The 18,754-nt window shown below is 67.8% G+C and carries 17 protein-coding genes; 5 read left to right on the forward strand and 12 right to left on the reverse strand.

Annotated features, from left to right (window positions below; all coding sequences use genetic code 11):
* From WAZ62_RS17270 to WAZ62_RS17285, 4 genes are all read right to left on the reverse strand, one after another.
* Positions 1–226: tetraacyldisaccharide 4'-kinase (locus tag WAZ62_RS17270; RefSeq protein ID WP_422644778.1), on the reverse strand; the 226-nt coding region annotated here is incomplete at its 3' end.
* Positions 213–1,493, reverse strand: coding sequence for a 3-deoxy-D-manno-octulosonic acid transferase (locus WAZ62_RS17275; RefSeq protein WP_422644779.1), 1,281 nt, complete (start codon positions 1,491–1,493; stop codon positions 213–215). The genes WAZ62_RS17270 and WAZ62_RS17275, both read right to left, overlap by 14 nt.
* Positions 1,490–2,257 carry a lysophospholipid acyltransferase family protein gene (locus tag WAZ62_RS17280; protein ID WP_422644780.1) on the reverse strand — a complete coding sequence of 256 codons (768 nt, stop codon included), beginning with the start codon at positions 2,255–2,257 and terminating at the stop codon, positions 1,490–1,492. Before WAZ62_RS17280 ends, WAZ62_RS17275 begins: the two co-directional genes overlap by 4 nt.
* A complete protein-coding gene (locus WAZ62_RS17285) occupies positions 2,235–4,001 on the reverse strand; it encodes an ABC transporter ATP-binding protein (protein WP_422644781.1) in 1,767 nt (588 codons plus the stop codon). Before WAZ62_RS17285 ends, WAZ62_RS17280 begins: the two co-directional genes overlap by 23 nt.
* Before the next feature lie 129 nt (positions 4,002–4,130).
* Here WAZ62_RS17285 and WAZ62_RS17290 point away from each other — a divergent pair, with 129 nt between their 5' ends.
* Positions 4,131–4,835 carry a fused DSP-PTPase phosphatase/NAD kinase-like protein gene (locus WAZ62_RS17290; protein WP_422644782.1) on the forward strand — a complete coding sequence of 235 codons (705 nt, stop codon included), beginning with the start codon at positions 4,131–4,133 and terminating at the stop codon, positions 4,833–4,835.
* Here the strand turns inward: WAZ62_RS17290 and sigJ are convergent.
* The 5 genes from sigJ to WAZ62_RS17315 all read right to left on the reverse strand — a co-directional run bounded on the left by sigJ (position 4,804) and on the right by WAZ62_RS17315 (position 10,589).
* Positions 4,804–5,745, reverse strand: coding sequence for an RNA polymerase sigma factor SigJ (gene sigJ, locus WAZ62_RS17295; RefSeq protein WP_422644783.1), 942 nt, complete (start codon positions 5,743–5,745; stop codon positions 4,804–4,806). The genes WAZ62_RS17290 and sigJ overlap by 32 nt on opposite strands.
* A 49-nt stretch (positions 5,746–5,794) precedes the next feature.
* Positions 5,795–6,607, reverse strand: coding sequence for a 3'(2'),5'-bisphosphate nucleotidase CysQ (locus tag WAZ62_RS17300; RefSeq protein WP_422644784.1), 813 nt, complete (start codon positions 6,605–6,607; stop codon positions 5,795–5,797).
* On the reverse strand, positions 6,604–7,938 hold the full coding sequence (locus WAZ62_RS17305) for a TldD/PmbA family protein (protein WP_422644785.1): 1,335 nt from the start codon (positions 7,936–7,938) through the stop codon (positions 6,604–6,606). Before WAZ62_RS17305 ends, WAZ62_RS17300 begins: the two co-directional genes overlap by 4 nt.
* Before the next feature lie 75 nt (positions 7,939–8,013).
* Complete coding sequence (locus WAZ62_RS17310; protein ID WP_422644786.1) at positions 8,014–9,006, reverse strand: glycosyltransferase; 993 nt, start codon at positions 9,004–9,006, stop codon at positions 8,014–8,016.
* Positions 9,007–9,041: 35 nt separating this feature from the next.
* On the reverse strand, positions 9,042–10,589 hold the full coding sequence (locus WAZ62_RS17315; RefSeq protein ID WP_422644787.1) for a hypothetical protein: 1,548 nt from the start codon (positions 10,587–10,589) through the stop codon (positions 9,042–9,044).
* A gap of 139 nt (positions 10,590–10,728) precedes the next feature.
* Here WAZ62_RS17315 and WAZ62_RS17320 point away from each other — a divergent pair, with 139 nt between their 5' ends.
* From WAZ62_RS17320 to WAZ62_RS17335, 4 genes are all read left to right on the forward strand, one after another.
* Entirely contained in the window at positions 10,729–10,980 is a 252-nt protein-coding gene (locus WAZ62_RS17320) for a hypothetical protein (RefSeq protein ID WP_422644788.1), read from the forward strand.
* A 68-nt stretch (positions 10,981–11,048) separates the two neighbouring features.
* Positions 11,049–11,882 (forward strand): DUF692 domain-containing protein, encoded by an 834-nt coding sequence (locus tag WAZ62_RS17325; RefSeq protein ID WP_422644789.1) that lies wholly within the window; start codon positions 11,049–11,051, stop codon positions 11,880–11,882.
* Positions 11,879–12,625 carry a putative DNA-binding domain-containing protein gene (locus WAZ62_RS17330; protein ID WP_422644790.1) on the forward strand — a complete coding sequence of 249 codons (747 nt, stop codon included), beginning with the start codon at positions 11,879–11,881 and terminating at the stop codon, positions 12,623–12,625. The genes WAZ62_RS17325 and WAZ62_RS17330 overlap by 4 nt, the downstream gene beginning before the upstream one ends.
* Before the next feature lie 72 nt (positions 12,626–12,697).
* Positions 12,698–13,921 (forward strand): OpgC family protein, encoded by a 1,224-nt coding sequence (locus WAZ62_RS17335; protein ID WP_422644791.1) that lies wholly within the window; start codon positions 12,698–12,700, stop codon positions 13,919–13,921.
* A 3-nt stretch (positions 13,922–13,924) separates the two neighbouring features.
* On the opposite strand, the gene WAZ62_RS17340 is transcribed toward WAZ62_RS17335, so the two are convergent.
* The 3 genes from WAZ62_RS17340 to WAZ62_RS17350 are packed head-to-tail and all read right to left on the reverse strand — an operon-like array spanning position 13,925 to position 18,751.
* Entirely contained in the window at positions 13,925–15,055 is a 1,131-nt protein-coding gene (locus WAZ62_RS17340) for an ABC transporter permease (RefSeq protein WP_422644792.1), read from the reverse strand.
* Position 15,056: 1 nt separating this feature from the next.
* Positions 15,057–17,768 carry a ribosome-associated ATPase/putative transporter RbbA gene (gene rbbA, locus WAZ62_RS17345; protein ID WP_422644793.1) on the reverse strand — a complete coding sequence of 904 codons (2,712 nt, stop codon included), beginning with the start codon at positions 17,766–17,768 and terminating at the stop codon, positions 15,057–15,059.
* Positions 17,765–18,751 carry an HlyD family secretion protein gene (locus WAZ62_RS17350; RefSeq protein WP_422644794.1) on the reverse strand — a complete coding sequence of 329 codons (987 nt, stop codon included), beginning with the start codon at positions 18,749–18,751 and terminating at the stop codon, positions 17,765–17,767. The genes rbbA and WAZ62_RS17350 overlap by 4 nt, the downstream gene beginning before the upstream one ends.
* Between the last annotated feature and the right edge of the window lie 3 nt (positions 18,752–18,754).

Raw genomic sequence — 18,754 nt, forward strand, 5'->3', positions numbered from 1 at the left:
GGCCAAGGGCGGCCAGCCGTGCCGCGACCAGCAGGGCGAAGGGTGTCTTGCCGGTGCCGCCCGCGGTCACATTGCCGATGCAGATGACGGGAATGCCGGGATCGAAGGCAATACCCCGGGCCAGCCGGCGCCGCGTCGCCAGCCGCCACAGCAAGGACAGTGGCAACAGCGCGGCCGCCTTCCAGCCCCCCCGGCCCGGCTCGGCCCAGAACTCAGGCGCCCGCACGCGGGTCCAGCCCCAGAAGCTCCCGCACCGCCACCAGCACCCGGTCGACGACGCCGTCACCAACGGTGGCGACGGCGGTAGCCGCCGCCCCCAGCGCCGCCACCCGGGCATGATCCGACAGAAGCGCGCCCAGCAGCGCGGCAAGCGACGCCTCGTCGGCGACTTCGGTCACCGCGGCGCCTTCGCGCAGATTATCCATCACCTCGGCGAAATTGCTCATATGCGGCCCGGTGATCAGGGCGCAGCCGAGCCGCGCCGGCTCCAGCGGGTTCTGGCCGCCATGGGGCACGAGGCTGCCGCCCATCACCGCGAGCGGCGACAGGCGATAGAACAGGCCCATCTCGCCCATCGTATCGGCGACATAGATATCGGTGGCGGCGGTGATCGGATCGCCCGCCCGCCGCCGCGCGACCACGAGACCCTGGGCCACCAGTTCGGCGGCGATATCCTCGCCCCTTTCGGGATGGCGGGGCACGATCAGGGTGAGAAGATCGGGCCAGCGCGGCTTCAGCGCGGCATGGACCCGGCCGGCCAGGGCTTCCTCCCCCTTGTGGGTCGAGGCGAAGAGCCAGCGTGGCCGCTCCCCCGCCTGGGCCGCGAGGGTGGCGAGGGCGGCGGCATCGGCGCCAAGGGCGGGCGCGTCGAACTTCAGATTGCCGAGGAGACGGACATCGGCCGCGCCCAGGGCGCGAAAGCGCTCGCCATCGGCCGCGCTCTGGGCGGCGATGAAGCGAAAAGCCGCCATCAGCGGACGGATCAGCCCCGGCCGCTTGCGCCAGCCGGTGAAACTCGCCTCGGACATGCGGCCATTGACGAGGGCCATGGCGATGCCCCGCCGCGCGGTATCGAGCACGAGATTGGGCCACAGTTCGCTCTCGACCCAGAGCGCGGCATCGGGCCGCCAATGGTCGAGGAAACGGCGGACGGCGGCGGGATGATCGACCGGCACGAACTGGTGGAAGGCCCCGGCGGGCAGGCGCCCGGCCATCAGCCCGGCCGAGGTGACGGTCCCCGTCGTCAGCATGACCGAAAGACCCGGCGTCTCGACCAGCCGGCGGATGAGGCCCAGCACCGACTGCGCCTCGCCGACGCTTGCGCCGTGAATCCACAGCAGGCGCCCCTCGGGACGCGGGCGCCCGGGCAGGCCCAGGCGCTCGTTCAGGCGGGCGGCGTCTTCCTTGCCCCGACGACGGCGGCGCTCCAGCAGCAGGCCGACCAGCGGCGTCGCCAGCCAGGTGAGCAGCCGGTAGAGCCCGGGGGTCATCATCGCCTCGCGCCCCGAACCTTGGGAGGCGGCGGCTCGACCCGGGGGCGGCCCATGCGGCGGTCGGCTTCATGGGTCAGTGTGTTCAGGTCGTCTTCCAGCCGGCACCGCCACTGCTCGAACGCGGCTTCGTCGAGCTCGGCCGGCACGGTGAAGGGCTCGCCCACCAGATAGAGGCCGCGGTTGAACGGCGTCGCCAGCAGGAAGCGATCCCAGCTGTTCAGCACGGGGCCGCGCCGGGCCGAGAAAGTGACGGGAAAGACCGGAATGCCGCCCATGGAGGCCGCCGCGATGGTGCCGCCCTTGGCGTGCATGCACGGCCCGCTGGGCCCGTCGGGTGTGAAGGCGGCATGGCCACCCGATTCGATCACCTGATGCAACTCGCGCATGGCGGCATAACCGCCCTTGCGGGAGGAGCCGCGCACCGTGGACATGCCGAGGCCCTCGATCGAGCGGGCGATGATCTCGCCATCGGCATGATTCGAGATGAGGACATGGATGCGGCGGAGCGACGGGCCTTTCCGAAAGCGCGCCATCATCAGCAGCCGGCCGTGCCAGAAGGCCATGATCATGGGCGCGCCACCGTTCCAGCTCTCCAGCAGGCGGGACAGGCCCGGGCCATCCTCCTCGAAGCGACTGGTGAGGCGCACGAAGCCGATATAGCTGCCGATAGCCCAGGCGGCCAGGCGCATCACGAAGGCCGAGCGCCCGAGGCGCCGGCCCAGCGACGGGCGCTTCTTGCGCCTATTCCGCTTCGGCTTGGGCATAGAGCCGTGCATAGAGCCCGCCCTTCGCGATGAGGTCGTCGTGGCTGCCGCTTTCGGCGATGCGGCCGCCCTCGACCACATGGATGCAGTCGGCGTCGACGATGGTCGACAGGCGATGCGCGATGACGAGGGTGGTGCGGCCCTTCATCAGGCCGCGCAGGGTGGCCTGGATCAGGCGCTCCGACTCGGTGTCGAGGGCCGAGGTCGCCTCGTCGAGCAGCAGGATCGGGGCATCGCGCAGGAAGGCCCGGGCGATGCAGATGCGCTGGCGCTGCCCGCCCGAGAGTTTGACGCCGGATTCGCCGACCACGGTGCCATAGCCCTGGGGCAACCCGAGGATGAACTCATGGGCCGCCGCCGCCCGGGCCGCCGCCTCGATCTCGTCCTGCGAGGCGCCGGGCCGGCCATAGGCGATGTTGCTGGCGATCGTATCGTCGAACAGCGTCGCCTCCTGGGCGACGAGGGCCATGGCGCGACGCAGCGATGCGAGGGTGACGCCCCGAATATCCTGCCCGTCGATCAGGATGCGGCCGCCGGTCGGATCGTAGAAGCGGGGAATGAGGTTGATGGTCGTCGACTTGCCTCCGCCCGAGGGGCCGACCAGCGCCACGGTCTTGCCCGCCGGCACGGTGAAGGAAATGCCCTTCAGCGCGGGCGTGCCGTCGTTATAGGCGAAGCGGACATCCTCGAAGGTGACCTCGCCCCGTTCGGCCGCGATCTCGGGCGCACCCGGCGCATCGGCGACCTTGGGCTTCACGTCCAGCATGGCGAAGACCCGGTCGGCGGCGGCGAGACCTTCCTGCCAGGTATTGTTCAGGGTCGAGAGGCTGCGCAGGGGCTGATAGGCCATGATCATGGCGGCGATGAAGCTGGTGAAACCGCCGAAGCTCATTTCCGAGCTTTGCGCCTGCAGGCCGGCATAGAGAATGGCGGCGGCGATGGCGACCGCACCCACCGCGTCGTTCAGCGGCACGGTCGCCGCCTTGGTGCGCACGCCGCGCATCAGATGGCCGAGGCGACGCTCGACCGAGGCGCTGACCGTCGCCAGTTCGTCCGCCTCGCGGCCATAGGCCTTGACGAGGCGGGTGCCGTCGAAACGCTCGGTCAGGAGGGAGGACAGGGTGCCGGTCTCGGCCTGCGCCCTGGTCGAGACCTTCCGCGTCTTGCGGCCGAGGCGGCGCATGATGTAGGCGGCGACGGGAAAGCCGACCGAGGCGACAATGGCGAGTCGCCAGTTCTGGTAATACATCACGCCGACCAGCATGACGACGGTCACCGCGTCGCGCAGAATCCCGACCACGCCCTTGGACACGGCGTCGGACAGGAGCCCCGCGTCATAGAGAAAGGCCGAGAGCAGCCGACCCGAGTGAATGTCGTGGATCCAGGCGAGATCGGCCCGCATGAAACTGTCGAACAGATTGAGCTGGGTGTCGGCGACGATGCGCTGGCCGACATAGGACATCTGCACGCTCTGGATATAGTCGGCGATGGACTTGACGATGGCCGAGGCGACGACCGCCGCCGGCACCGCCCAGAGCGCGGTCTGGTTGCGGTTGACGAAAATCTCGTTGATCGCCGGATCGAGCAGATAGGCGAGGGTCGCCGTCATGCCGGCGACGATCGCCATCATCACGCCGGCAAGGACAAGACGCCGCGCATGGGGCCTGACCGCGCCCTTCAGCAGGCGGCGGATGGTGGATGTCGGGGCGGGCTCGGCGGCAGGCGTTGAAGTCTCGGTGGTCAAATCTGAACTCGCTATTGCGGAGCGGCACGCTATCACGTCTGCCCTCCGGCGCAAAACCCGGCGGCCCCGGCCTTGCCGGGGGTGCCCGCCCTCGCTATATGGGGCGGGCCAGAGAGAGAAGGAACGAGTTTGTTCAAGCGCCAGACCCGCAAGGCCGGGGACCAGTTCCGCCGCCTGCGCGGCGATGCGGATACGCCCTGGCGCCGGCTGGCCGGCTGGCTCGAGGTGCTGTTCATCGACCACGGCATTTTCCGCCTGCTGTTCTGGAACAAGCGGAAGGTGAACGACAAACTGTGGCGCGGCGCGCAGCCGACGTCATGGCAGGTGCGCGGCCTCGGCCGACAGGGCGTGCGCACCATCGTCAACCTACGCGGCCCCCGCGACTGCGCGACCTATCTGTTCGAGAAGGACGCGGCGGAAGAGGCCGGCATCCGCCTGGTCGATTTCGTCATGACCTCGCGCGAGCCGCCATCGGCCAAACGCCTGCACGAGTTGAAGAACCTGTTCGAGAGCATCGAATACCCGGCCCTCGTTCACTGCAAGTCGGGCGCGGACCGCGCCGGCATCACCTCGGCCCTGTTCCTCCTCATTCACGAAGGCCTGAATCCCGAGGAGGCGAAGCGCCAGCTCTCGCTGCGCTATGGTCATATCCGCCAGGGCAAGACCGGCGTGCTCGACCAGTTCTTCGACGATTACATCGCCGCCCGCGATGCGACCGGCATCGACTTCTGGACCTGGGTCGACACGGTCTATGACCCGAAGAAGATGAAGCAGGATTTCCACGCCGGGCTGATCGGCAATCTCATCGTCGACCGGATTCTGGGCCGGGAGTGAGCGCGGCGGCGACCGCCGCCAGCTTGTCCGGATTGGCGATCATCAGAATCTCACCCACGCCGTCGCCTTTGACCGTGGGTACCATCACGAAGCGAAGACCGTCCTCGTCGAGCGCGGCGAGCCCGGGGTCGCCATTGACCAGCAGGCGGCGGAATTGCCAGGGCCGCGCCTGTTTCCGCGCGATGCCGGCGAAGAAGCGCAGGATACGGTCGGCGCCGCGAATGGGGTTGAGCGCGGCCTTGCGCTTGCCACCGCCGTCGGACAGCAGCACGGCCTCGGCCTGAAGATTGGCGGCAAGCCCCTCGCCATCGCCGGCGATCAGCGCATCGATGAAGCGATGGGCGACCGCGTCGCGCCGCGCCTTCGGGACATGAATGCCGGGCCGCGCCGCCTGAAGCCGCGCCCGGCCCCGGCTGACCAGCTGGCGCACCGCCGCCTCGCTCTTGCCCAGGATGGCGGCGACGGCGGCGTGATCGTGGCCGAAGGCATCATGAAGAAGGAAGGCCGCCCGCTCCGCCGGGGGCAGGTTTTCCAGCACCAGCATGAAGGCCAGCGACAGATCGTCGGCCAGTTCCACCCGTTCCGCCCCGCGGCCATCGTCGCCGATCTCGACCACTTCCGCCCGGTCCGGCTCCGGTAGCCAGGGGCCGGTATAATCGGCCCGGCGCAGCTTGGCCGCGCGCAGGTGATCGATGGCCAGCCGCGTGAGCGTGGTGGTCAGCCAGGCCGCCGGCTGACGCAATTCACCGCCTTGCCCGTGCAGCCGGATATAGGTTTCCTGCACGAGATCCTGCGCCTCGGCCATGATCCCGGTCATGCGATAGGCCAGCCGCGTCAGGCGCGGGCGCTCGGCCTCGAACACGGCAGCAAGTTCGCGAGGATCCGTCCGTTTCCGCCTGTCGCTGTCCATCACCATCTCCTTGTCTCCCTTAGACGGATGGAGACGGCGATCCGTGACATCAGCCCATCATGGTGCGGGCGACATCGGGCGGCGGATTGAATTCGGTCAGTTTCGCCAGCAGCGCGTCATGAAGCCGTGGCCCGGCCGAGATCACGTTGCGGTGCCGCGTCGAGGGGCGGTTGTAGACGAAGCCTTCGCCCTGATGGGTGCTGGCGATGCCGCCGGCCTCGCGCACGATCAGGTCGGCGGCGGCGATGTCCCAGTCGCTCTTGCCGGTCAGGCTGACCGAGCCGTGGCTGAGACCGCCGGCCACCTGGCACAGGGCATAGGCGATCGAACTGGACGGGCCGATCTCGATCGCGGGCCAGGGTGTCGGCCAGAAGCGGGAACGGAACATGTCGGCCGGGCCGACCAGCCGGGCGCCTTCGATCGCGTCCCGGTCGCTGACCTTGATCGCATCGCCGTTCAGCCTTGCCCCCTGCCCCGCGGCGGCGTCGAACAATTCGCCGGTCGCCGGGTTGAAGACGACGCCGGCCAGGGGCCGCCCGCCTTCGACGACGGCGACGGAGACGGCATAGAAGGGCCGCTTCTTGATGAAGGCCCGCGTGCCGTCGATCGGGTCGACGACGAAAAGCCGCGCCGCCTTCAGGCGGGCGGGATCGTCGATGCTTTCTTCCGACAGCCAGCCGTAACCGGGCCGCGCCCTGGCCAGCGTCTGGCGCAGCAGGGCGTCGACCGCCAGGTCGGCGTCGGTCACCGGACCCTGGCCGGGCTTTTCCCTGATGTCATAGCCCCTGTTCTGATAGTCGAGGGCGAGCGCCCCCGCCGCCCTCGCGGCATCGATCAGGAGGGAGAGGTCGCTATCGCTCATGTGCCGGCGACGGTCATGCCTTCGACCCGCAGCGTCGGCGCATTGGTGCCGAAGCGGAAGGTGAGGTCGTTGGCCGGGGTCAGGCGGGGGAACATGTCCTTCAGATTGCCGGCGATGGTCAGCTCGCTGACCGGATAGAGGATTTCGCCCTTCTCGATCCAGTAGCCGGCGGCACCCCGGCTGTAATCGCCGGTGATGCCGTTGACGCCCGAGCCGATCAGTTCGGTGACATAGAAGCCGCTGTCGATATCGGAGATCAGCTCGGCCGGGGAAAGCACGCCGGGGGTCATGTGGACATTGCTGGCGCTCGGGCTCGGCGGGCCGGAGGTGCCGCGCGCGGCATGGCCCGTGGTGACGAGGCCGAGCTGGCGGGCCGAGGCGCTGTCGAGCAGCCAGGTGGTCAGGCGGCCGTCGTCGATCAGCTTGTGCAGGGAGACCCGCACGCCTTCGCCGTCGAACGGGCGGGAGCGCAGGCCCCGGCGGCGCGACGGGTCGTCGATGATCTCGATCCCGGGGGCGAAGATCTGCTCGCCCATGCGGTCCTTCAGGAAGGAGGTGCCGCGCGTGATCGCCGCGCCATTGATGGCGCCCAGCAGATGGCCGATCAGCGACGAGGAGATGCGCGGATCGAACACGACCGGCACCCGCGCCGTCTTCACCTTGCGCGGATTGAGCCGGCGCACGGTCTTTTCGCCCGCGTGGCGGCCGATCGCCTCGGGATCGTCGAGATCCGCCGCGAAACGGGTGGCGGCGTAATCATAGTCCCGCTCCATCCCCGTGCCCGTGCCGGCGAGGACCGAGACCGAGACGGAATGCATGGAATTGCGGTATTCACCGGCGAAGCCGCCGCTCGTCGCCATGCCGACCCGGTTGGCGCCCCAGCTGGAACTCGCCCCTTCGGAATTGGTCACGCCCGGCACGGCCAGGGCCGCGACCTCGGCCTTGGCGGCGCGGTCGAACAGGACTTGCGGGTCCGGCTCTTCGGGATCGAACATGTCGAGGTCGGGCGGGTCGCGCTCCAGCAGCGCGGGATCGGCGAGACCGGCGAAACGGTCGGGCGGAGCGACTTTGGCCATGCCCACCGCCCGCTCCACCAGGCGATCGAGCGCGACCGAATCGATCTCGCTCGACGAGACGATGGCCTGCGACTGGCCGACGAAGACGCGAAGGCCGAGGTCCCGGGTCTCCGATCGCTCCAACTCCTCGAGCTTTCCGAGTCGCCAGGAGGCACCGAGGGAAATCGCCTCGAAATAGAGCGCGTCGGCGGCATCGGCGCCAGCGCGGCGGGCCCGACCCAGCAAGTCGTCGAGCAGATCCAGTGGTTCGGCCATCTTCTTACCCAATAGAATGCGGGGCGCATCCTAAAGGGAACGGATGGCCGGCGTCAGCCCTTGTCTTCACAAGTCTCAGCCGCGGGCGGCGAGACGCGTGCCTTCCGTGCTGGCGACAGAGACCCGCGCATCCGCCCGCTCGCCCGCCGCGAGATAGAACAGGCGTTTCAATTCCTGCCGGCCGCGGGTGACATTGTCCTGGATGATGCCGGTCATGAGCGACAGCACGGCGAGGGTCAGCAGGCCGACGGAGACGATCAGGGTCGGGAAACGCGGCACCAGACCGGTCGAGATGTAATCGACGAGGACCGGAATGAAGAAGCCGATGGAGGCGAGCAGAAAGATACCGGCGAAACCGCCGAACAGGGCCAGCGGCTTTTCCAGCATCAGAAGCCGCAGGATCAGCTTCAGGATGCGGAAACCGTCGCGATAGGTCGACAGCTTGGACTGGCTGCCCTCGACCCGGGCGCTGTAATGGGTCGGCATCTCGGCGGTGGCGAGGCGGAGTTCCAGGGTGTGGACGGTGATCTCCGTCTCGATCTCGAAACCGCCGGAGAGCGAGGGGAAAGCCTTCACGAAACGGCGCGAGAAGACGCGATAGCCGGTCAGCATGTCGGTGAAGGTACGGCCGAACAGGCGGGTGACCAGCGTGGTCAGCAGCCAGTTGCCGAAACGGTGGCCCGCCCGGTAAGCCTCCGGGTCGTCGTCGACGCGGGTGCCGACGACCATGTCCAGATTTTCATCGACGAGGCGGCGCACCATGGCGGGGGCGGCACCGGCGTCATAAGTGCCGTCGCCATCGACCATGATGTAGATGTCGGCATCGACATCCGAGAACATGCGGCGCACGACATTGCCCTTGCCGCGATGGCTGACCTGGCGGACCACGGCACCGGCGGCGCGCGCCACCTCCATCGTCCGGTCGGTCGACATGTTGTCATAGACATAGACCGTCGCGCCCGGCAGCACGGCGTGGAAATCCTTCACCACCCGGGCGATCGCCGCTTCCTCGTTCAGGCAGGGAACGATGACGGCAATCTCGCGCCCGGCACCCGCAGTCCAGTCCATGTCGATATCCTTCCGGCCCTCGCGGGCCCTGGCCTTCAGCCTTCAACGTCACATAACACGAAGCGGCCGCCATTCGTTCCCGGATGCTCGAAACGATGAGGCACGGGGCGGCATGGCCCGAGAGCAAGGCCGGGCCGCAGGGTCGCGAGGGCCGGCACCACCCGTTCGCGCTCCTCGGGATTGAACAGGATCAGCGGACGGACGGCGGGATCGTCCAGCACCCGGCGGATTTCCCGCGCATAGAGCGCCTCGGTCTGGTCCGGATCGATCCAGTAGCCGTCGAAGCGCAGGAAACGGATATCCGCCGGAAAGGACGGGATCAGGAAGGCCGCCGGGGTCAGACCGGCCATCAGGATGACCACATGGGCCGGGTCCTCGATCGCCGGGACCTCGACCGCCGTCAGGTCGGCGGCGAAGGCGACCCGTTCCGTCTCGGGCGGGCGGGTCGCGGCAAGAATGACGGCGACGGCCAGCGCCCCCGCGACAAGGGCCGGGCCGCGCCGGCCGATCCAGACCATCAGCGCCGCCGCGATCAGCAAGGGCCCCAGCATCTCGAAGGCGAGAACATAACGGTAGATGGCGAAAACCACCGACCAGACCATGAGGGTCAGCAGGGTGACGAGGGCAAGGCGAAGACCCGGACCCCGCAGGCGGCCGAAGACGGCGGCCAGGAAAAGCCCGATCGCCCCCAGATAGGCCGCCGGCAGGCGAAGATCGGTAAAGACCGCCTCGGCCGCGACATGATCGACGATCCCGGCGAGGAAGGGCAACTGGATGCGCGGCCAGGGCAGACCGATGGTGAAGCCCGGATCGCTGTAGGTCCGCGCCGGGACATAGGCCGAGCCGAAGATATCGTTGAAATAGGGCATCAGCGGATTGCCGAAATGAACCCAGAGGGTCGCCATCCACCAGCCGCCGGTCAGCAGCGTGCCGGCGAGGCCGCACAGGGCGAAGAGCGCGACCCGGAGAAAGCCCCCCGCCCTGAACAATTCGCAGGCGATCACGGTCAGCGCGAGGCCGACGATGAAGGGGGCGAGCACGGGCTTCAGCCCGAAGCCGGCCCCGGCGACCAGCCCCGCCAGCCACAGCCCCCGGGGCCCAGACAGCAGGGCGGCGATCGCGCAGAGAACGAAAAGGGACAGAAGATTGTCCCCCGCCGTCGCGCCCAGAAGGCCGATGTTCATCGCCCCCGCAATGCCGGCCAGCGCCAGCAGCGCGGCGGCGGGCGTTGGCAGCGCCGGCAGGACGCGCCGCGCGATGAGATAAAGCGGCAGGATGTTCAGCCCCTGCACCGCGCCAAGAACGATCGTCGCCCCTTCCGGTCCCAGCAGATGGACGGCGAACCAGAACGGCAGGTCGATCGCCGGATTGTGGAAGGTCGGCCCCATGAAGGATGGCAGGATATCGAAGCCGAGGCGCCCCCCGATCAGGGCATGAGGCACATACCAATGGTAATTGCGCAGGTCCCAGCCGGCGTCCTGTCCGAGATGGGCGGCCAGCAGGCCACTGCCGAGGATCCCCGCGAACAGCACGAGGGCGGCGAATGCGCGCTCATGCGCAAAGGACCGGTATTCGGGATTCATGGCCCGGACTTTCTGTAACTTCGGCGAAGTCGCGCCGAACTACCCTGTGAGACCGGCCGGCAAGGCAGGCTCCCGCCGCCCAGATGACCCTGCGGCGGAGAATGATGCAACCGAACACTGGATGATCCAGGGGGATGACATGAACAAGACCGGTTTCACGCTCGCCGCCGCCGCGGCCACGCTTTTCTCGGCCGGCGCGATGATGCTGTCGCCGATCGCGGCTTCGGCCTCGGAAGGCGTCCACTGCATGGGCGCCAATGCCTGCAAGGGCACCAGCGCCTGCAAGACCGCGACCAATGCCTGCAAGGGCCAGAACGCCTGCAAGGGCCAGGGCTTCACCGTGACCCCGGATGCGGCGGCCTGCGAAGCGGCTGGCGGCAAGGTCGGCTGATCCGACAGACACGACAGACACGACACGGGGCCGGCCTCACCCGGCCCCGTTTTCTTGTGGGAGCGGCGATGGTACAGGGTTTCGGCCTCGGGATGCGCGCCGAGCATTATCTCGATCTCGACCGGGACGGCGTCGCCGTCGACTGGCTGGAGATCATTTCCGAGAATTTCATGGTCGGCGGCGGCCGGCCCTTGTGGTGGCTCGACCGGCTGCGTGCCCGCTACCCGATGGTCATGCATGGCGTCTCGCTGTCGATCGGCGGCACCGATCCCCTGAACGAGCGCTATCTCGACGACCTCGCGGCGCTGGCCGAGCGGGTGGAGCCGGCCTGGATTTCCGATCACCTGTGCTGGACCGGCGTCGAGGGCGTCAATCTCCACGACCTGCTGCCCCTGCCCTATACCGACGAGGCGCTGGCCCATGTCGCCGATCGCATCGGCCGCGTGCAGGACCGCCTGCGCCGCCCGCTGGTGATCGAGAATGTCTCGAGCTACATGAATTTCGCCGTCTCCGACCTGTCGGAAGCGGAATTCCTGGCGGCGCTGGTCGCGCGCAGCGGCTGCGAATTGCTGCTCGACGTGAACAATGTCCATGTCAGCGCCTTCAATCACGGGTTCGACGCCCTCGGCTTCCTCGATGCCCTGCCGCGCCACGCCATCCGCCAGATCCACATGGCCGGCCACAGCCACATGGGCAGCCATATCATCGACACCCACGACGCGCCGATCGCCGAAGAGGTCTTCGCCCTCTATGCCGAGGCGATCCGCCGCTTCGGCCCGGTCCCGACCATGATCGAACGCGACGCCGATATTCCGCCCCTGCCCGAACTTCTGAGCGAACTCGATCGCCTGCGCGCTATCGCCGCCCCTCTCGCCCCGGCCCTCGTCAGGATGTCGGCATGAGCGCCCTCGCCCAATTGCAGCGGACGATCGCCGACGATCTGCTGGGCCGCGCGCCCGGCCGGATCGAGGCCCTGATCGGTGACGCCCCCCACGCCGATCGAACCACCCTCGCCGGGGTCTATCGCCACGCCTATGGCGCCCGTCTCGTGGAGGTGCTGGAGGCGGAATTTCCCGGCACGCGCGGGCTGATGGGGGCGGATGCCTTCGCGAAAGCCGCGCGCGCCTATGTCGGACGGCATCCTTCGACAGAGCCTTCCGTTCGTTGGCTGGGCCGCTTGCTGGCCGGGGATCTGGTCGCCGCTGGCGACACGGTCGCGGCCGACATGGCGGCCTTCGAATGGGCGCTGGGCCTTGCCTTCGACGCCGCCCCCGGGGAGAGAGTCGAGGTCGGCGCGCTGGCCGCTCTCTCGGGCGAGGAATGGGAGGGCTTGCGGGTGGACTTCCAGCCCGGGCTTTCGGTGCTGACGCTCCACCACCCGGTGCATGAACTCTGGCCCCTGGCCAAGGCGGGCGAGTCCCTCGCGCCCCCCGCACGGCTGGCGGCGCCCCTGCCCCTCGCCGTCTGGCGCCTGGGGCTGGAGCCGCAATATCGCCCGCTGCAGCCGGGGGAGGACGATCTCCTCGCGCGGCTGCGCGACGGGTCCCGCTTCGGCGTGGCGCTTGGCGACGCCGATCCGGCGCGGGCGCTGACCTGGTTCGCCGGCTGGTGCATGACGGAAATGGTTTCCGCCATCCGGTTCTGAATCTTCTGGAACAAGGATGCGATCCACGGCATTTCAGGCTTTGTGACAGCTTGATGTCCGAGGAGTGTCTCCATGTCCGCAGGCCCCAATCGCATCGCCGTGATCGATGGTCTGCGGGGCTATTTCCTCGTCCTGATGATGTCCAGCCACCTGAAATTCCAGGACGAGGCCCTGCTGCTGCGCCTGCATCACGGTGAATTTTCCTTCGTCGAGGACGCCCAGGGCTTCGTCTTCCTGTCGGGTCTCGTCATCGGCCTGACCTATGCCCGCATCCTGATGAAACAGGGCCCCAGGGCACTGACCGGCAAGGCCTTCACCCGGGTGGGAGAATTATATCGCCTGTTGCTGGTCACGCTGTTCATCGTCGTCGGCGCGGCCTATCTGCTGCCGGATGGAGCGCAGATCTGGGGCTGGCAGCTGGGCAGATTGGCGGAAGCGCCGCTCGATCACATCGCGGCGGCGGTCAGCCTGCTGTATCAGCCGGCCTATCTCGATATCCTGCCGCAATACATGCTCTATCTCGCCGTCGCCCCCTTCATCGTCCGGGCGACGGTGGCGGGGCATGGCCTCGCGGCCCTCGCCGCCAGTTTCGCCCTCTGGATGATGACCCAGATGGGCCTGCACTTGCCGGCGGTCGATGCCTTGGGCCGGCTGGTGGCGGCGGCCGATTCCAACGGCACCATCCGGTCCTATTTCAACCCGCTGGGCTGGCAGTTCCTGTTCGTCTGCGGCGTCGTCCTCGGCGCGGCGGTGAAATGCGGCCGGCTTGATGTCGCGAGCCTTCTCGACCGGCGGCGCGCCGATCTCGCGATCATCGCCGGCCTTCTGGTCACGGTCTTCGCCGGCTACCGCGTTGTCCACGGCCTTGGCGACCTCGGCGGGACGCCGACCGGCGACCAGTTCTATCGCCTGCTGCGGCGCGAGGACCTGAGTCTCGTCTATGTCGTCAATTTCGCCGCCATCGCCTATGTCACGGCCTGGCTGCTCCGCAACGCCGCCGAGGAAGGTCTGCCCGCGCCGGTCGCCTTGATATCGCGGACCCTGCATTATGCCTTCCGCCGGCCGTTCTTCGTCTTCCTCGGTCAACATTCACTGCAGGTCTATGCCTTCCACGTGCTGGTCGCCTACGCCATCGTGGCGCTCGACTGGGCGGGCGGTCCCTTCGACGAGATGACCAAGAGCCTGATCATTCTCGCCGCGGTCGGCAGCCTGGTGATCCCGGCCTTCTGGCACAGCGTGAACCAGCAGCGCGAGGCGGCCCGCGCCCGCCAGGTGGCGGCGCTCGGTCAGCGCTGAGCGTCAGCCCCGCATGGCGGACAGGGTCTTGCGGAAGCGCGTGGCGGCGACGTAGAAGAACAGGCCGCCGATGCCCGCGACCGCCAGCAGGTTGGGCCAGATGACCGAGACCCCGGCCCCCCGATAGAGGATGCCCTGGGAGGCCGCGACGAAATGGGTCGAGGGCGAGATCTGCATCACGATCTGCAGCCATTCCGGCATGCTTTCCATCGGCGTCGTGCTGCCCGACAGAAGATTCATGACGATCAGGATCGGCAGGGCGAGCAGGCCGAACTGCGGCATCGACGTGGTGAAGGTCGCGATCAATATACCCATGGTCGCGATCGAGAATTCGTAAAGCACGGCGGTCGCGATGAAGAGCCCGACCGATCCCGCCAGCGGCACCGCCAGCAGGCCCTGAACGACGATCAGCAGCGACAGGGCGGCGGCGATGACGATGACGAGACCATTGGCCCAGACCTTGGACAGAAGAATGTCGATCGGCCGCACCGGCATCACCAGCAGATGCTCGATCGTGCCGTGCTCGCGCTCGCGGATAAAGGCGGCGCCCGTCAGGATCACGGTCAGGATGGTGATATTGTTGATCACCTGCATGACGGGCGTGAACCATTCGGACGCAAGGTTCGGGTTGAAGCGCGCCCGCGTCACCAGTTCGACCGCGCCCGCCGCCTCGGGCGCATCATGGCGCAGGCGGTCGCCAACCGTGTCGGACAGCACGCCCCTCAGATAGGCAAGACCGTTGCCGGCCTGGGTCATCGCCGTGGCATCGATGTTGATCTGTACGCCGGGATTCCGCCCGGCGAGGACATCGGCCTCGAAACGGGGCGGAATATCGATCACGAAGACGAAGCGTCCCTGGTCCATGGCCCGGTCGATCTCTTCGGCGCCGATTTCCACCGGCGGCTTGAACTGGGGCGGCCGGATGGCATCCGCCATGGCGCGCGAAAGGGCCGAGCGGTCCTCGTCGACAATGGCGACGGCGGCGTCGTGGACATCGAAACGGGCACCGGTCGCCACCGTGTAGATGGCGATGGTGAACGTGTAGAAAACGAGGAACATCATGACCGGATCGGCCCGCAGGGAGCGCAATTCCTTGATGCCGAGACGATAGATGGTGGCGAGGCGCTGTTTCATCTCAGCGCTCCTGTTTCGGCAGGGCCAGCATGGCCCCGACGATGAAAATGATGCCAAAGGCCCCCAGCATCAGGTGATTGAGCCAGAGATCGGTCCAGCCGAGCGATTTTGTGAAGGCGCCGACACTGATCTGCTGATACCAGCCCGCCGGAAACGCGAGACCAAACAACCGCCCACCACCCGACAGGGAGGAGACCGGCACCATCAGGCCCGAGAAATTCACGGCGGGAATGATCGAGATGATCGCTGTCGCGAAAATCGCCGCCAGTTGCGACTTGGTGAAGGACGAGACCAGCAGGCCAAAGCCCGTGGTCGCCAGCAGATAGGCGACGGTCCCCGCGAAAAGGGCGATGAACGAACCCTTCACCGGAACCTCGAAGACGAAGATCGCGAGCAGCACCATCATCAGGAAACTGCCGATGGAAATGACGACATAAGGCGCCTGCTTGCCGGTGAGGAATTCGAGCCGCGTGACCGGAGTCGAGCGGAAATTCGCAATCGATCCGGTCTCCTTCTCGCGCACCACGCCGACCGCCGTCATCATCGCCGGGATCAGCACCAGCATCAGCATGACGACACCGGGCACGATGGCGGGCGCGCTCTTGAAGGACTGGTTGTAACGGAAGCGGCTGACCACCGTATAGGCATCGCCGGATAGGGCGCCCCCCTGTTCCTCGGCAATGACGGCCATGCGCTGGGCGATCGCCGCCTTGACATAGGAGCGCGTGGTTTCCGCCCGGAACGGCATGGCGCCGTCGATCCAGACGCCGATTTCAGGCGCGCGGCCGGCCAGCAGATCGCGGCCGAAGCCGGACGGCACCTCGACATAGAATTTCAGCGTGCCGTCCTTCAGCCCGGCATCGGCTTCGGCGGGATCGGCCAGGCGGGCCTTCAACTCGAAGGAATGGCCTCCCTCGAAGGCATCGAGAATGGCGCGGCTCTCCCGGCTCTGGTCCTGATCCACGACGGCATAGGGCAGGTCCTCGACGTCGAAGGAAATGCCGTAGCCGAAGGTGATCATCAGCAGGACCGGCGCGAAGAAGGCGAAGGCCAGGCGGATCGGATCGCGCAGGATTTCCATCGTCTCGCGCCGGGCATAGGCGAACCAGCGCAGCGGCGAGAACAGGCGCGAGGCCGGCCTGGCGGCTTCGGCGACGGCGGCAGCCGGCGCCTCGGCGTTGTCGGGGGCATCCGCCACCGCCTCGAGATAGGCGATGAAGGCATCTTCCAGCCGGGCCGAGCCCTTGGACGCGGCGAGTTCGGCCGGCGTTCCAACCGCCAGCACCTTGCCCGCGTGCATGAGCGAGATGCGGTCGCAGCGCTCCGCCTCGTTCATGAAATGGGTCGAGATGAAGATGGTGACGCCCTTGTCGCGGGCGAGATCGACGAGGAAGCGCCAGAACTGGTCGCGGGCAACGGGATCGACGCCCGAGGTCGGCTCGTCGAGGATCAGCATGTCGGGGCCATGCAGCACGGCGGCGGCCAGTTGCAGGCGCTGGCGGATGCCGAGCGGCAGGTCGTCCGGCAGGCTGTGGCGGACCTCGACCAGATCGAAATCGCCCAGCACCTCGCGGATGCGCGCCCGGGCCTTCCCGGGGTCGAGATGGAACAGCTGGGCGTGCAGTTCCAGGTTCTGCAGCACCGTGAGTTCGCCATAAAGCGAGAAGGATTGCGACATGTAGCCGACCCGGTGCCGTGTCGACATGTCGTCGGCATCGAGCACCTGGCCGAACAGACGCGCCTCGCCTTCCGTCGGGGACAGGAGGCCGGTCAGCATCTTCATCGTCGTCGTCTTGCCGCAACCGTTGGAGCCGAGGAAACCGAAGATCTCGCCCCTCTCGATGCGGAAGGAGACATGATCGACCGCCGTGAAATCGCCGAAGCGGCAGGTCAGATCCGTCGCCTCGATCGCGATCTCGCCGCCATCCGCCGGGCGGGGCGGCACGACGACTCCGGCCGCCGCGGATTTGTCGGCGGGCAGCAGGCTGATGAAGGCGGCCTCCAGGGTCTCGGTGCCGGTTTTCTGGCGGATCTCGGCCGGCGTGCCGGTCGCCAGCACCTTGCCGTCGTCCATGGCGGCGATCCAGTCGAAGCGTTCCGCCTCCTCCATGTAGGCGGTGGCGACCAGGGTGCTCATGCCCGGCCGGCGGGCGCGGATACGATCGATCAGGTCCCAAAACTGCCGGCGCGACAGGGGATCGACGCCGGTCGTCGGCTCGTCGAGGATCAGCAGGTCGGGATCATGAATGAGGGCACAGCACAGCGAGAGCTTCTGCTTCATGCCGCCCGAGAGCTTGCCCGCCGGCCGGTCGACGAAGGGGGTAAGCCCGGTCGCCGCCACCAGTTCGGCGATTCGCGCCTCGCGCTCGGCGCGGCGCTGGCCGAACAGCCGGGCGAAGAAATCCAGATTCTCGAAGATCGACAGGGTCGGGTAGAGATTGCGGCCAAGACCTTGCGGCATATAGGCGACGCGGGTCAGGCTGGCCTGACGATGGCGCCGGTCGGCCATGTCGCCACCCAGCACGGTCACCTTGCCCTGCTGACCCTTGCGCACCCCGGCGACGAGGGCCAGCAGGGTCGACTTGCCGACGCCGTCCGGCCCGATCAGCCCCGCCATGCAGCCGGCGGGAATAGCGAGGTCGACGGCATCGAGCGCCGCGACCTCCCCGTAGCGATGGCCGACCCCTTCGAGGACGGCGATGCTGTCGGTCACCGCGGCAGCCTCACCGCCAGCCCGTCGGGCCAGACGGCGGCATCGTCATAGCGGACATAGCCAAGGCCGCGCACGCCGGTCTTCACCTGGGTCTGATACTTCACCAGCAGATCGGCATCGATGCGCAGCTTGACCTTGAACATCAGCTTGTCGCGCTCGTCCTTGGTCTCGACCGCGTTGGGCGTGAACTGGGCATCGGCCGAAACGAAAGAAACCGTGGCCGGGATCACCAGTTCGGGCGCCGGATCGAGGACGAGGCGGGCTTCCCCGCCGACCGCGAGGCGGCCGACCTGCGACGCCGGCAGGAACACGGTCATGTAGACCTGGCCGACGTCGAGCAATGTGACCACGCGAGAGCCGGCGGCCAGCACTTCGCCCGGCTCGGCCAGGCGGTATTGCACCCGGCCGGCGCGGGGCGCGACCAGGATCGTGTCGTCCAGCAGGGTTTGCAGCCGATCGACCGCCGCCTTCGCCGTATCGATCGCCGCGACCGCCTGCTGTTCGTTCGCCTTCGCCGCCTCGAGCGCGGCCCCGGCCGAGGCGAGCTGCGCCCTTCGCTGGTCCAGCACCTCGATCGACTGATAGCCGCGGCGCTGCAACACCTCGGCGCGCTGGAATTCCTGCTGGGCCAGGGCCTGCTGGCTGGCGGCCTGGTCGATGTCGGCAGCGGCCGAGTTGGCGGCCTTTTCGGCCTGCACGACCTGAGCCCTGGCGCCCGCCAGCTGGGCATCCAGTTCCGCCCGGTCCATGCGGGCGATGACCGCCCCCGCCTCGACGAAATCACCCTCGCGGACCAGGATCTCGACGATCCGCCCCGCCATCTTGGTCGAAATATCGACCTGATCGGCCTCAAGCCTGCCATTGGCGCTGGCGATGCCGGGCGGCAGACGGCCGGCCTGACGGCTGTGCCAGTACCAGTAGCCGCCGATGGCCAGGGCCACCACAACCACCAGCAGGATCGCAGCTTTGGTCAGCTTGTTCATCGG

The sequence above is a fragment of the Zavarzinia sp. genome, assembly GCF_049306435.1.
Taxonomy (GTDB): Bacteria; Pseudomonadota; Alphaproteobacteria; order Zavarziniales; family Zavarziniaceae; genus Zavarzinia.

Excerpts from the sequence above, each read along its gene's own strand:
- WAZ62_RS17275 (WP_422644779.1), bottom strand. The coding sequence starts at position 1,493 with ATGATGACCCCCGGGCTCTACCGGCTGCTCACCTGGCTGGCGACGCCG.
- WAZ62_RS17280 (WP_422644780.1), bottom strand. The coding sequence starts at position 2,257 with ATGCCCAAGCCGAAGCGGAATAGGCGCAAGAAGCGCCCGTCGCTGGGC.
- sigJ (WP_422644783.1), bottom strand. The coding sequence starts at position 5,745 with ATGGACAGCGACAGGCGGAAACGGACGGATCCTCGCGAACTTGCTGCC.
- WAZ62_RS17300 (WP_422644784.1), bottom strand. The coding sequence starts at position 6,607 with ATGAGCGATAGCGACCTCTCCCTCCTGATCGATGCCGCGAGGGCGGCG.
- WAZ62_RS17305 (WP_422644785.1), bottom strand. The coding sequence starts at position 7,938 with ATGGCCGAACCACTGGATCTGCTCGACGACTTGCTGGGTCGGGCCCGC.
- WAZ62_RS17310 (WP_422644786.1), bottom strand. The coding sequence starts at position 9,006 with ATGGACTGGACTGCGGGTGCCGGGCGCGAGATTGCCGTCATCGTTCCC.
- WAZ62_RS17315 (WP_422644787.1), bottom strand. The coding sequence starts at position 10,589 with ATGAATCCCGAATACCGGTCCTTTGCGCATGAGCGCGCATTCGCCGCC.
- WAZ62_RS17320 (WP_422644788.1), top strand. The coding sequence starts at position 10,729 with ATGAACAAGACCGGTTTCACGCTCGCCGCCGCCGCGGCCACGCTTTTC.
- WAZ62_RS17325 (WP_422644789.1), top strand. The coding sequence starts at position 11,049 with ATGGTACAGGGTTTCGGCCTCGGGATGCGCGCCGAGCATTATCTCGAT.
- WAZ62_RS17330 (WP_422644790.1), top strand. The coding sequence starts at position 11,879 with ATGAGCGCCCTCGCCCAATTGCAGCGGACGATCGCCGACGATCTGCTG.
- WAZ62_RS17335 (WP_422644791.1), top strand. The coding sequence starts at position 12,698 with ATGTCCGCAGGCCCCAATCGCATCGCCGTGATCGATGGTCTGCGGGGC.
- WAZ62_RS17340 (WP_422644792.1), bottom strand. The coding sequence starts at position 15,055 with ATGAAACAGCGCCTCGCCACCATCTATCGTCTCGGCATCAAGGAATTG.
- WAZ62_RS17350 (WP_422644794.1), bottom strand. The coding sequence starts at position 18,751 with ATGAACAAGCTGACCAAAGCTGCGATCCTGCTGGTGGTTGTGGTGGCC.